General features: G+C 68.3%; 10 protein-coding genes and 1 tRNA gene (1 of these 11 running past the window's edge). 10 read left to right on the plus strand and 1 reads right to left on the minus strand.

The annotated features are described in order from the left end of the window. Positions 1-2,120, plus strand: the 3' portion of a protein-coding gene (locus A9D14_RS13095) for a TonB-dependent receptor (protein ID WP_066847244.1). Its footprint begins 295 nt before the window's first position; only the last 2,120 of its 2,415 coding nucleotides appear in the window; its start codon lies off the left edge, out of view; its stop codon occupies positions 2,118-2,120. A gap of 117 nt (positions 2,121-2,237) precedes the next feature. Next, positions 2,238-5,444, plus strand: coding sequence for an autotransporter outer membrane beta-barrel domain-containing protein (locus tag A9D14_RS13100; protein ID WP_066849184.1), 3,207 nt, complete (start codon positions 2,238-2,240; stop codon positions 5,442-5,444). Between the two features lie 60 nt (positions 5,445-5,504). Here A9D14_RS13100 and A9D14_RS13105 read toward each other — a convergent pair. Next, positions 5,505-5,581, minus strand: a tRNA-Arg gene (locus tag A9D14_RS13105). Between the two features lie 215 nt (positions 5,582-5,796). Between A9D14_RS13105 and A9D14_RS13110 the strand changes: the two genes are divergently transcribed. The 8 genes from A9D14_RS13110 (at position 5,797) to A9D14_RS13145 (ending at position 12,700) form a co-directional block, all read left to right on the plus strand. Continuing rightward, the gene (locus A9D14_RS13110; protein ID WP_066847247.1) at positions 5,797-6,183 is read left to right on the plus strand and encodes a hypothetical protein; all 387 of its coding nucleotides are present in this window, start codon (positions 5,797-5,799) and stop codon (positions 6,181-6,183) included. Positions 6,184-6,222: 39 nt separating this feature from the next. Then, positions 6,223-6,726 carry an MmcB family DNA repair protein gene (locus A9D14_RS13115; protein ID WP_066847250.1) on the plus strand — a complete coding sequence of 168 codons (504 nt, stop codon included), beginning with the start codon at positions 6,223-6,225 and terminating at the stop codon, positions 6,724-6,726. Positions 6,727-6,837: 111 nt separating this feature from the next. After that, positions 6,838-7,590 (plus strand): sterol desaturase family protein, encoded by a 753-nt coding sequence (locus A9D14_RS13120; protein WP_066849186.1) that lies wholly within the window; start codon positions 6,838-6,840, stop codon positions 7,588-7,590. Further along, positions 7,587-8,051, plus strand: a complete 465-nt coding sequence (locus tag A9D14_RS13125) for a DUF2141 domain-containing protein (RefSeq protein ID WP_087910520.1) — start codon at positions 7,587-7,589, stop codon at positions 8,049-8,051. The genes A9D14_RS13120 and A9D14_RS13125 overlap by 4 nt, the downstream gene beginning before the upstream one ends. An 8-nt stretch (positions 8,052-8,059) precedes the next feature. Beyond that, positions 8,060-8,947, plus strand: a complete 888-nt coding sequence (locus tag A9D14_RS13130; RefSeq protein WP_066847254.1) for an HpcH/HpaI aldolase/citrate lyase family protein — start codon at positions 8,060-8,062, stop codon at positions 8,945-8,947. A 115-nt stretch (positions 8,948-9,062) separates the two neighbouring features. After that, complete coding sequence (locus A9D14_RS13135) at positions 9,063-9,914, plus strand: PAS domain-containing protein (RefSeq protein WP_066847256.1); 852 nt, start codon at positions 9,063-9,065, stop codon at positions 9,912-9,914. Between the two features lie 146 nt (positions 9,915-10,060). Further along, the gene (locus A9D14_RS13140; RefSeq protein WP_066847259.1) at positions 10,061-11,152 is read left to right on the plus strand and encodes an App1 family protein; all 1,092 of its coding nucleotides are present in this window, start codon (positions 10,061-10,063) and stop codon (positions 11,150-11,152) included. A 219-nt stretch (positions 11,153-11,371) separates the two neighbouring features. Further along, positions 11,372-12,700 carry a M48 family metalloprotease gene (locus tag A9D14_RS13145; RefSeq protein WP_066849191.1) on the plus strand — a complete coding sequence of 443 codons (1,329 nt, stop codon included), beginning with the start codon at positions 11,372-11,374 and terminating at the stop codon, positions 12,698-12,700. Positions 12,701-12,710 lie beyond the last annotated feature (10 nt).

Below are 12,710 nucleotides of genomic sequence, written 5' to 3' on the forward strand. Positions count from 1 at the left end.
ACCCGGCCAGCCACCGGCCGGTCCGGCAGCCTGTCGTCCCCGCGCCCCAGCCGCCCGAACCGGCCCGGCCGTTGCCGCCCATCGTCGTGCAAGCCAGCAAGCGCGACCTGTCGCTGGAACAGATCCCCGCGCAGGTCTCGATCATCGACGGCGGATTGCTGGAACTGGGCGGCGCGGGCGGAACCGAGGAGATCACGCGCCGCATCGCCAGCGTCTCCTCCACCTATCTGGGCAGCGGGCGCAACAAGCTTTTCATCCGCGGCATCGCCGATTCCAGCTTCACTGGTCCCACCCAGTCCACCGTGGGGCAATATTGGGGCGATCTGCGGCTAAGCTACAACGCGCCCGATCCCGACCTGCGCCTGTCCGATCTCGACCGGGTGGAGGTTCTGGAAGGGCCGCAAGGCACGCTTTATGGAGCGGGGGCGCTGGGCGGGATCATCCGGCTGGTGCCCAACCAGCCGCGCATGGACCGCGCCAGCCTGGCCGGGCAGATCGGCGGATCGCTCACGCAGCATGGCTCGCCGGGGGGTGACCTCAGCCTGACCGCCAACCTGCCAGCTGCCGGCAATATCGCGTTTCGCGGCACGATCGATACAGCCTCGCTGGGCGGCTATATCGACAAGCCGGAAGCGGGGCGCGAAGACGTCAATCGCACCAATATCGTGGGCGGGCGGCTGACCGGCCGCGTCGAGCTGTCCCCCCGCTGGTCGGTCGAACTGACCGGCCTTGCGCAGACCATCGACGCGCGCGACGCGCAATATGCCGACCGCGGCGATCCGCCGCTGACCAGCACCGCCGCCGTGACCGAAGGGGCGGACATCGATTTCGCGCTGGGCAGCGTGGTGATAAGCGGCGGTTTCGGCGACCTCTCCTTCCGCTCCACCACCGGCATCGTGCGGCAGGATCTGGAGGAGCGCTATGACGCCGCCACCGGCCTGTCGCCCGACCGGCTGTTCGTGCAGACCAATCGTGCACGCATGGCCGCCAACGAGACGCGGCTGTGGTCGCCCGAGCGCGGCGGCTTCAGCTGGCTGGTCGGCGCCAGCCTGACGCATAGCGAAAGCGACATCCGCCGCGAGTTCATCCGCTACGAGCCCCCGGCCCCCGACGCGTCGGAGCTGATCGCCGTGATGCGCGCGGTCACACCCGGCGTCACCAATATCGTCGACGAGGCGACCCTGTATGGCGAAGCCAGCCTGCGTATCGCCCCGATCGTCGTCGCGACGGCGGGCGGACGCGTGACCTGGGCACGGCTGGGCGGCGGTGCGGACGATGTCGCCCCCGACATTGCCTTTGCCCGTTCCGACATCACCGTGCGCCGGACCGAGGTCGACGTCCTCCCCTCGCTCGCACTGCATGCCGAATTGTCGGACCGCGCGCTGTTCTACACACGCTACCAGCAGGGTTTCCGCCCCGGCGGCCTTGCGATCGAAAGCGATTTCGTCCGCCGCTTCGACAACGACCGCACCGCGACCTGGGAAATCGGGGCCCGCTATGGCCGCGCCGGATCAGGCGCATCGGCCTTGCGCGCGGCCAGCGGCGATCCGTTCAGCCTGGCGGTCAGCCTGTCCCATACCGACTGGCGCGACATCCAAGCCGATTTCGTCGACGGCAGCGGCCTGCCCAGCACCGCCAATATCGGCGACGGACGGATCTGGTCGGCCAGCCTGTCGGGCGCGGCGCAGATCGCCGAAGGCCTGCGGATCGAGGCAGGCGCGACATGGAACCACAGCCGCATCGACGAGCCTGACCTGCTGCTCCGCTCCGGCACGCGGCAGATCCCGAACATCGCCAGCTTCGCGGGCCGCATCGGCGCGAACTACAGCGCCGAGGTCGCCAGCGGCCTGTGGCTTACCGCCGATGGCTGGGCCAGCTATGTCGGCCCGTCGCGGCTGGGCATCGGGCCCGAGCTGGGCGACCGGCAGGGCGATTACCTTGACAGCGGGATCGACATCAGGATCGGCGATGAGAGGATGGGGGCGACCTTCGGCATCGCGAACCTGGCCGACATGCGCGGCAATCGCTTCTCGCTCGGCACGCCGCTCAGCGAGGACCGCGACCAGGTGACCCCGCTGCGGCCCCGCAGCTTCCGGCTGGGGATCGACCGCCGCTTCTGATCCGGCGGTTCCGCGCTCCCTCCGCGCTAAAGTTCCCGGCCGCGCGAAAAAATTCAAGGCGCCGAACCAAGGGCTCCGTCTGACGGATCATGATCGATCTGAAGGATGTCAGAACCCGTGCGTAACCTGCTTTGCTCCACCGCCATCGTCGCCATCGCCATCTCCTCCACCGCCGCAAGCGCCAGGGATGTGACAAGCGCGCAGACGGCGCCCATCGCCACCGCGACCGCCAATGCCGGCGCGCCCGATGCGATCAACATCACCGACAAGGGATCCGTCACCGTATCGGGCGGCACCGCCGTCACCATGAACAGCAACCACAAGGTGACCAATGGCGGCAAGATCACCATCACCAACGCCAATGGCAGCACCGGCATCGCCGCCGCGGCAGGCACCAGCGGCGACATCGTCAACAGCGGCACGATCCTGCTGGACGAACCCTATGCCCCCAAGGACAACGACAATGACGGCGACCTCGACGGGCCGTTCGCGCTGGGCGGCGAGCGTCACGGCATACGCACGCTGGGCGCGCATGCGGGCAATGTGGTCAACAGCGGAACCATCACGGTCGAGGGCAATGATTCGGCCGGCATCGCGCTGGGCGGCACGCTGACGGGCGATCTGCTGCACGATGGCAAGACCGGCGTGATCGGCGACAATGCGGTCGGCATCGACGCGCAGGCGATCGATGGCAAGGTCCGGCTGGCAGGCACCGTCGCGGCACGCGGCGAGAATTCGGTCGGCGCGCGCTTCGGCGGCGACATTGCGGGCGCGATGGTCGTGCAGGGCGACATCAGCGCCAGCGGCTATCGCTATACCGCAGCGCCGAGCAGCACCGCCAAGCTGGACGCCGACGATCTGCTGCAGGGCGGATCCGCCATCAGTGTCGAGGGCGACGTCGCGAACGGCATCATGCTGGCCATCGCGCCCCGTGACAGCGATCCCGACAAGGCGAACGAGGATGCCGACGGGATCGAGGATGCCAAGGAAGGCTCGGCCAAGGTCACGTCATTCGGCAAGGCGGCGGCGCTGTCGATCGGATCGGCCAGCCGCGACATCGCCATCGGCGCGGTCGCGGGCACGGCCAGCAAGTTCGGCCTGCAAGTCGACGGCATCGTCGATGGGCGCGGCGTCTATGTCGGGGTCGACGCGAACGGCCTTTCCATCGGCGGTCAGGGCCATGCGGTCACCATCGCGAACGGCATCGGTGTCGCGGGCGCGGTCGGCGCATTGTCGAACGGCGGCAACGCCACCGCGATCCGGCTTGGCGCGGGGGCGAGCACGCCGGTGCTTCAGAACTCCGGTTCGATCGAGGCGCGCGGCTCGTCGGTCGGCGGCACGCGCGCTGCCGCGGTGCTGGTCGAACAGGGCGCCAGCCTTCCCGCGCTGAAGAACAGCGGATCGATCAAGGCCGTCGCCGGAGCCGAGAACGGCACCGCCATCGCGATTCGCGACACCAGCGGCACGCTGACCCTGGTCGAGAACGCGGGCGAGATCGCCGCCACCGGCGCCAAGGCGGGCACGGGCCGCAACATCGCCATCGACCTGTCCGCTGCCGCGGGCAATGCAACGGTCCGCCAGACCCAGGTCGCCGCGGATCACGCAGCGCCCGTCATCAAGGGCGACGTTCTGTTCGCCGCTGGCAACGACCTGCTCGATCTGGCCGATGGCGCGCTGACGGGCGATGTTTCGTTCGGCGCGGGCAATGATGTGCTGCGCCTTGGCGGCGATGCGGTGCACAGCGGCAGAGTGCTGTTCGGCAGCGGCAGCGCGGAGATGAGCCTGTCGGGCAAGTCCTTCTTCACCGGCAGCGCGGATTTCGGCGGCGGCACCGGCGTGCTGTCGCTGGCCGACAGCGCTGCCTTTTCCGGCAGCCTGGCCAATAGCGGCAATCTGGCGGTGGCGGTCGCCGGCGGCACGCTCGACATCGCAAAGCCCGCCAGCATCGCCTCGCTGTCGGTGGGCGCGACCGGCATGCTGGTCGCCACGCTGGACAAGACGGCGGGCAGCGGCACGGCGATCGACGTCGCGGGCAATGCCAGCTTCGTGCAGGGTTCGAAACTTGCGCTTCGCCTTGCCGATGTCGCCACCGCCGAGGGCAGCTATGAGGTTCTGACCGCAGGCTCCATCACCGGCAAGGACAAGATCACGACCGTCGACGCGCTGGTCCCCTTCCTGTTCAAGGCCGAGATCGACAAGGATGCGCCCGCCAATGTGCTGACCATCGACGTCGCCCGCCGCACGGTCACAGAGCTTGGCCTGAACCGGTCGGCCGCCGCAGCCTATGACGCGGTCTTCGCCGCCATGTCGCAGGACGAGGATGTCGAGGGCAGCTTCCTTGCCATCACCAATGGCGACGCGTTCCGCCAGACCGTCGCCACCATGCTGCCCGACCATGCGGGCGGCGTGTTCGAAGGCATCGGCCAAGGCGAACGCACGCTGATCCGCCAGCTGCAGGACCCCGTCAGCCCGATCATCGACGACGGTGCCTTCATGGCCACGCTGAACCTGGCGCTGTGGAACAGCGACAAGGGGCTGGGCGACAGCGGTGCCTATGACCTGCAGGGCCACGGATTCTCGCTGACCGGCGAATATGACGTGGGCTTCGGCCATGTCGGCGCGACCCTGGCCAGCCTGTGGAACCAGCACACCAACGGCATGGCGAGCGACGTCAAGAACAGCTCGCTCGAAGTCGCGGCGCACTGGCGCGGCAACTGGGGCCCGGTTGCCGGCTTCGTGCGCGGCGCCTTGGGCCGCTCCGACATCGAAAGCGAGCGCGTCTTCACCGGCACTTCGGACGGCGAGAGCGTGAGGCGTACCATCGAGGGCAAGTGGGACGGCGATTTCGTAAGCTTCGCCGCGGGCGCCTCGGCAGAGGGCGGCTGGCGCTATCTGTTCTTCCGTCCGCAGGTGATGGTCGACTATGTCCGCCTGAACGAGGATGGCTACGGCGAAACCGGCGGAGACGAGGCGCTCGACCTGACCGTCGATTCGCGCAAGAGCGACGAGCTGGGCCTGAGCGCCGGGCTGGTGCTGGGCGCCGACCTGATGGGCATGGGCAAGCGCGACAGCGCCTGGCTGCGGATCGAGACCGAAGGCGGCTGGCGCGAAGTGCTGGACGGCGAGCTGGGCGAAACCACCGCCCGGTTCGAGGATGGCGAGGATTTCACCCTGCAGGGCGAGACGTCGACCAGCGGCTGGTATGGCCGCCTGCGCGTGATGGGCGGCCCCGGCAGCGTCATCATGGGCGGCGAATTGTCGGCAGAGGAACGCTTCGAAGAACTGTCCATCGCGCTGCGCGGCAATATGCGGATCGTCTGGTAGGGCCGATCCGGCTGGCGGCGCGGGCCCGGCCCCGCGTCGCCGAAGCCATGCGGAAAACCCTGGCGCACCCAAGAGGATTCGAACCTCTGGCCTCTGCCTTCGGAGGGCAGCGCTCTATCCAGCTGAGCTATGGGTGCGCGCGGCTTGCTGGGAAGCAGGCGCTTAGCAGCAGGCCCATGCCCGCGCCAGCCCCTTTTGCGCGCCCCGCGCATCAAACCTGCCATGACGCTGACCGCGCCGACCGGCGCCTTCGCCCGGAGGCACTCGCGATTCTGACCCGTTTCGGGACGGGCACGTGACCGGCTGTGCACATTAAGACGAACGTAACCGATTCCGCCGCAATAGGATCGGCATGAACGCCATGCCCGAATTTTCCGGTGACTTCGACGGGATCGACTTCGCCGATCAGCCGATGACGCCCGCACGCAAGGGCACGGCAGAGGATCGGCTCGCCCCGCGCTGGGCGGCGATGCACCGCGCCGCGGGCGCGCTCGCGGCGCTGACCGGTTCCAGCGTGCCCGGCACCGAACGCCACGCCAGCCTGTATCCCGTCGCCATGCCCGCAGGGCGCAACTCCGCGATGGAGGCGACCCTGGGCGATCTGTGCGCGATGCTGGAAACCGGCCTTTTCGCCGTGCTTCAGGCGCGCGAACATGGCGCGGACGGCAAGATCGCGGCCCGCGCGCTGCTGAAACGCTTCGAACGCGAACGCAACCGGCTGGTGGGCAACACGCACTAGCTTCTTGCCCGTTCCCTGTCTGTTCACTAATTTGGCGGCATGATCGATTCGCCGCTTGCTGCCGTTCCCTCTTTTTCCTCATGTGCCGCGGGCGATGTCGCGCGGGGGATCTGCCGCCTGTTCGCGCGCAACGATATCTGGTGCATCCCCGAAATGATGCTGCCCGGCGGCCGCCGCGCGGATCTGATGGGCGTCGATGCCAAGGGCCATATCGTCATTGTCGAGATAAAGGTCGCCCGCGCCGACCTGATGGGCGATGCGAAATGGCCCGATTATCTCGATTTCTGCGACCGTTTCTTCTGGGGCCTGTCCCCCGAACTCGACCGCACCTGCCTGGAAGGGGAGAATTTCCTTCCCGGCCGATGCGGCGTGATCGTCGCCGATGGCTATGACGCGGAAATCCTGCGCCCCGCCCCGCTGCAGAAACTCGCGCCCGCGCGGCGCAGGGCGCAGGTCGAGCGGCTGGCACGCGCCGCGATGCGCCGCCGCCAGGTCGAGATCGACAGCGCCTGCGCCCCGTGGGGCGGCAACGAACTGGCCTGACAGACTTCCCTCGACGGGCCGGCGTGACGGGCCTGCCACAGTTTTGTCTTGAATCTCCGGCGCCTGCGACACGGCTAGGCTAGGCGCGGCGCCCGCGCTATGGACGCGGGCATGGCCTTGCATGCCTCCAACGCCGGATATTGGGCCGCGCTGCTGTCGGTGCTGGCGATGATCGCCATCGTCGCCGTGCGCTATCTGCTGGCCAGCGGCGGCTTTGCGCTGGCGACGCGCTCGGCGCGGCCGGGGCTCTACCGCGGCCTCGATCCGCAGATCCGGCGCGAGATCGGCTGGTCGCTCGCCTCTGCCGCGATCTATGGCCTGCCCGCCGGGATCGTCGCCTGGGGCTGGCAGGCGCATGGCTGGACCCGGATCTATACCGACATCGGCGCCTTTCCGCTGTGGTGGCTGCCGGTTTCGCTGCTGGTCTATCTGTTCGCCCACGACACCTGGTTCTACTGGACCCACCGCGCGATGCACGAGCCGCGCCTGTTCCGCATCGCCCATGCCGTCCACCACGCCAGCCGCCCGCCGACCGCCTGGGCCGCGATGGCCTTCCACCCGGTAGAGGCGGTGACGGGCGCCATCGTCGTTCCCGCGCTGGTCTTCCTGGTACCGATCCATATCGGCGTGCTTGGCTGCGTGCTGGCGATCATGACGATCATGGGCGTCACGAACCATATGGGCTGGGAAATGTTTCCGCGGTTCATCGTCCGCTCAGGGCTTGGCGGTGCATTGATAACGGCAAGCCACCACCAGCTTCATCATGACCGGTATCGCTGCAATTACGGCCTTTATTTCCGCTTCTGGGACCGCGTATGCGGAACCGACCGGGGTCTTGCGGCAGAAGGATGGGACAAGACATGAATTTCCGTTGGCTCGCATTGCCGATCGCCGCGCTTGCAGGCGCCGCGGGCGCGTCGCAGGGGTCGGAACTGCGTATCGCTCCGGCTTCGCGGGTGGGGTCGATCCATGTGACGGTCACCGACCTGCGCTCCGCCAAGGGAGACGTGCATGCCTGCCTGGCCCCCAACAGGACGAGCTTTCCCGATTGCGAATCGGGTCAGGGCCGCACGCTGACCCTGCCCGCGTCGCAAAGGCTTGAGTTCAATTTCGCCAATGTGCCGCAGGGCCGCTACGCCATCGCGCTGCTGCATGACGAGAATGCGAACGGCAAGATCGACAAGGCGCTGATGATCCCGCGCGAAGGCTTCGGCTTTTCGCGCGACGCGCCGGTGCGGATGGGCCCGCCCAGCTTCAAGGACGCCGCGTTCGAGGTGGACGGCAAGGGCGTGACCCAGTCGATCCGCATGCGCTACATCATCTAGAGCCGCTTATGCCCGATACCGTCCCGGCCATGCCGATCGTCCGTTCCGCGCTGTCGATGCCCGGCTCCAACGCCCGCGCCCTGGAAAAGGCGCGCGGGCTTGCCTGCGACTGCGTGATCTTCGACCTGGAAGACGCGGTCGCGGCCGAAAGCAAGGCCGAGGCGCGCGCCATGGTGGCGCAGACGCTGGCCGATGGCGGGCTGGAACCGCGCTACCGCGTGGTGCGGGTCAATCCGATCGGCGGCGAATGGGGCCTCGACGATCTGCGCGCCCTCGCCCGCAGCCCGCTCGACGCCATACTGGTGCCCAAGGTCGATTCGGCGCAGGATGTCGAGGGGATCTCGGGCGCGATGGCAACCGCGGGTTTCGGATCCGACGTGGCGCTGTGGGTCATGGTCGAGACACCGGGGGCGGTGCTGGCGCTGGAACGGATCGCGCGCATGGCCGCGACCACGCAGTTGGCCGGCCTGGTGCTGGGCGCCAACGATTTGTCCAAGGACACCGGCATGCTGCGCACCCCGGGGCGCGAGGCGCTGGTCCCGGTGCTCTCGCAGATCGTGATGGCGGCGCGCGCGAACGGGCTGGTCGCGATCGACAGCGTGCTCAACGCGATCGGCGAGGATGACCGGCTGCGCGCCGAATGCCGCCAGGGCCGCCTGTTCGGCTTCGACGGCAAGATGCTGATCCACCCCTCGCAGATCGCCGCCGCGAACGAGGTGTTCGCCCCGTCCGAGGATGCGCTGGCCGAAGCGCGCGCCATCGTCGCGGCGTTCGAGGATCCCGCCAACGCGGGCAAGGCAGTGGTCACCGTGGGCGGCCAGATGGTCGAGGAACTCCACCGCGACGAGGCCCGCGCCCTGATCGCGCGGGCCGAGGCGATCGCGCAGCGCGGATAACGCCGCCTTCCGGAACGAACTTAACCGGTTGTTTACCTCTATGCGCGACTCTGCGCGCCTGAGGGAATCGCGCCGTGCGTGGCCGCGGCAATCGCAAGCAAGGGGACGTCACTGCATGGATACGCTGCGTTTCCCCGGCGATGCGATGTCCGGCGACGTGTTCTGGCCCGACGATCCGCTCGACCTGACCGGTTTCGAACATTTCGCCGAGGCGGAGGCCGAAGCCAGCGCCTGCCACGCGCCGCCCCCCGCCATCGGGCAGGACGAACGCCGGATGCAGGTGCGCGCCTATAATTTCTGGGCCGGACTGCTGGGGGAAGAGGAATTCCCCGAGATCCACCGCCTCGACCCCAACGGCCATCCCGATTTCGGCCCGTATTCGGTGCTGCTCGACCTTTCGGGGGACCAGGGCGATCCGCGCATCGCCCATCTCGGCACCGCGCTGGCGCAGGCCTGCGACTGCACGCTGGGCAGCGACGCGGTCCACCTGTCCGGCGTTCCGGGCAACAGCCTGCTGACCCGCATCACCGATCATTACGGCGAGCTGCTGTCGAACCGCGCACCCATCGGGTTCGAGGCGGAATTCGCATCCGGCCCCGACCGCCTCGCGATCTATCGCGGCATACTGCTGCCGTTCTCGACCGACGGGCATGTCATCGACCATGTCTATGGCGTGCTGAACTGGAAGGAACTGGTCGACGCGGAAACGGCCGAGGCGCTGGCGGCCACGGTCGAACTGTCGGCCGACGCGCGGGGCGACGCGATGACGCCCTGGGGCGAGGCCATTGCCGAACCTCTCGCGGCGCGGCTCCGCTCGCTCACCCCGACCGGTTTCGACGAGATTGCGTCCGACGGCCCCGAATTCGCCCTGCTGATGGCCCGGCGGATGAGCTCGGGTAATGTCGTGCTGCTGGGCGAACTGCCCTACGACCGCGAAGAGGTCGAGCGCGCCGCCCGCGCGCTTTGATCGCCCCGCCCGCGCCTTGACCGGGCGCCCCGTCGCACCGCCCCGCCGCATCGCACCCCCCGGTTTCGCGCCAACCGCGCAATACGGCACAAGGGCCATCGCCCGCCCGCTTGACCGCCCGCGCGCAAGATAGCACGATCCCGGCCATGCCGCTGTTCCGCACGCCGCCCGTCATCTTCCCCTTTTTCGGTTATCGCAGCACCACCCGCCTGCGCATCGCCGCGCGTGCGCTGCGCAGCCGGCCGCCGCGCTGGGATCACGATTCCAGCTTTGCCAAGATGCGGGCGCTGGTCTCGCACTTCGCCTCGCGCGAGGTGGACGGCATGCCGGTCCAGCTGGAAATCCGTTCGCCATCGGGCGTGCTGTCGCGGCACGCGGGCTTCACCGATGACGAGGGTTTCGTCCATTTCGACCTGCCGCTGGACGACTGGCCGCTGGCCGACCATACCGAGTGGGAGACGGTGTGCTTCGCGTGGAACGACGGCAAGGGCGCCCGCATGGCCGAGGCCTATGTCCTCGCCCCCGGTGCCAGCGCCGATCTGGCGGTCATATCCGACATCGACGACACCATCATCGAAACCGGGATCACCGGCGGGCTGCATTCGGTGCTGCGCAACTGGAGGCGCATCCTGGCGCAGATGCCCGCCGAACGGGCGCAGGTTCCGGGCGCAGACCGCTTCTACAGCGCGCTGTCGGGCGGCGCGGCTTCGCCCGGCCGGCATCTGCCTGCGACCCGGCATCCGTTCTTCTACATTTCCTCCAGCCCGTGGAACCTGTTCGCCTACCTCACCACCTTCATGCGCAGCCGCAGGCTGCCGCTGGGCCCGCTGCAGTTGCGCGACTGGGGCTTCAACCGCGAGACGCTGGGATCGAAAGGCCACGGCGACCACAAGATCGCGGCGATGGCGGGACTGCTGGAATTCTATCCCGCCATGCGGTTCGCGCTGATCGGCGACGATACGCAGGCCGACCTGGTCGCCTTCGCACGGATCGCCTTGAAATTCCCGGACCGCGTTGCCGCCATCTTCATCCGCAAGGCGGGCGAAGCCCATTCGGCCGAGGAAGTGCAGGCCAGGGACGACATCGGCCGCGCAAACGTCCCGCTGTGGATGGGCTCGGAATATGACGTGGGTCAGGAATTCCTCGACGCGGTCGGCCTGACCCACGACCACGAGGCGGAGCATATCGTCGAAACCGTGCGCGAAACCGGCCACGCGGCCACCGGTGCTCCGGCCTGAGGCGCTTCCCTGCCCGAACGGGCCTTTGCTTGAGTTGCGGAGGCCGAACGCTTAAGCCGGTGTTCACAGCCTGGGGGGCACGCCCGCACTGGACATATCATGCACCCGACCATTTCGCCCGATTCTGCCCGCGTCGGCCCGGCCCGCCCCGGGCGCAAACGCCCCGTTGCCGGCGCCTTGCTTCGCCTTGCGGCGCGCGTTTGCGTATGGCTGGCGGCGATGCTGGCGCTGGCACTGTTCGCCGCGCGCCCCGCGATGGCGCAATCGATCCTGCGCGATGCCGAGACCGAGGAACTGTTCAAGGACATGTCCGCCCCGCTGATCGAGGCGGCAGGACTTGAACCCGGCAATGTCGACATCGTCATGGTGGGCGAGAATTCGGTCAACGCCTTCGTCGCGGGCGGGCAGGCCGTCTATATCCATGCCGGCCTGATCGGAGAGGCCGACAACGCGCTGCAGGTACAGGGCGTGATCGCGCACGAGCTTGGCCATATCACCGGTGGCCATGTCATCGGCATCGGGGACGGCGCCGCGGCGGCGACCAATATCTCGATACTCTCGCTGCTGCTGGGTGTCGCTGCTGCGGCGGCGGGCGGCGGCGCGGCCGGGATGGGCGTGATGGCAGCCGGGCAGCAGGCGGCGATGGGCAAGTTCCTTGCCTTCACCCGCGGCCAGGAATCGGCAGCCGATCTGGCGGGCGCGCAATATCTGGCGGGCGCGGGCATGTCGGGGCGCGGCAGCATCGAATTCTTCGAAAAGCTGCAGCAGCTGGAACACCGCGCGGGCTATTTCGCAAGGTCGGAAGACACGTTCTATCGCACCCACCCGCTCTCGCGCGATCGTATCCAGACGCTGGAACACGTCTATATGCGCGATCCCGCCTGGAACCGGCCCAACGATGCGGATATCGAGGCGCGGTTCCGGCGGGTGAAGGCCAAGCTCTATGGCTATCTCGCCGATCCCAGGGATACGCTGAACCATTACCCGGTCAGCGATACCAGCGTTCCGGCGCGCTATGCCCGCGCCTATGCCTATCACAAGGAAGCCCGCGTCGACGCCGCGCTCAGGGAAGTGGACGCGCTGATCGCCGCCGCGCCGAAGGATCCCTATTTCCTCGAACTGCGCGGGCAGGTGCTGCTGGAAGCCGGACGGCCCGACGACGCGCTCGCCTCGCTGCGCGAAGCGGTCGAGATCACGCGCTTCCAGCCGCTGATCGCCACCATGCTGGGCCACGCGCTGATCGCGACCGAGGACAAGGACCATTACGACGAGGCCGAGCGCGTGCTGCGCGCCGCGGTCGCGCGCGACCGCCTGAACCCCACCGCGTGGTATCTGCTGGGCCGCATCTATGACGCGCAGGGCGACATGCCGCGCGCCCGCCTTGCCAGCGCGGAAAAGCAGATCATGACCGGCGATCCCGGCGCGGCGCTGCAGAACGCGCAGGCCGCCAGCGCCTCGCTTCCCGAATCGACGCCGGACTGGCTTCGTGCCAATGATATCGCCATGGAGGCGCGCGCGCAGATCGAGGATCGCTCGAAGCGCCGCTGATTGATCCAGA

Source organism: Croceicoccus marinus (assembly GCF_001661675.2).
In the GTDB taxonomy this organism is placed as follows: Bacteria; Pseudomonadota; Alphaproteobacteria; order Sphingomonadales; family Sphingomonadaceae; genus Croceicoccus; species Croceicoccus marinus.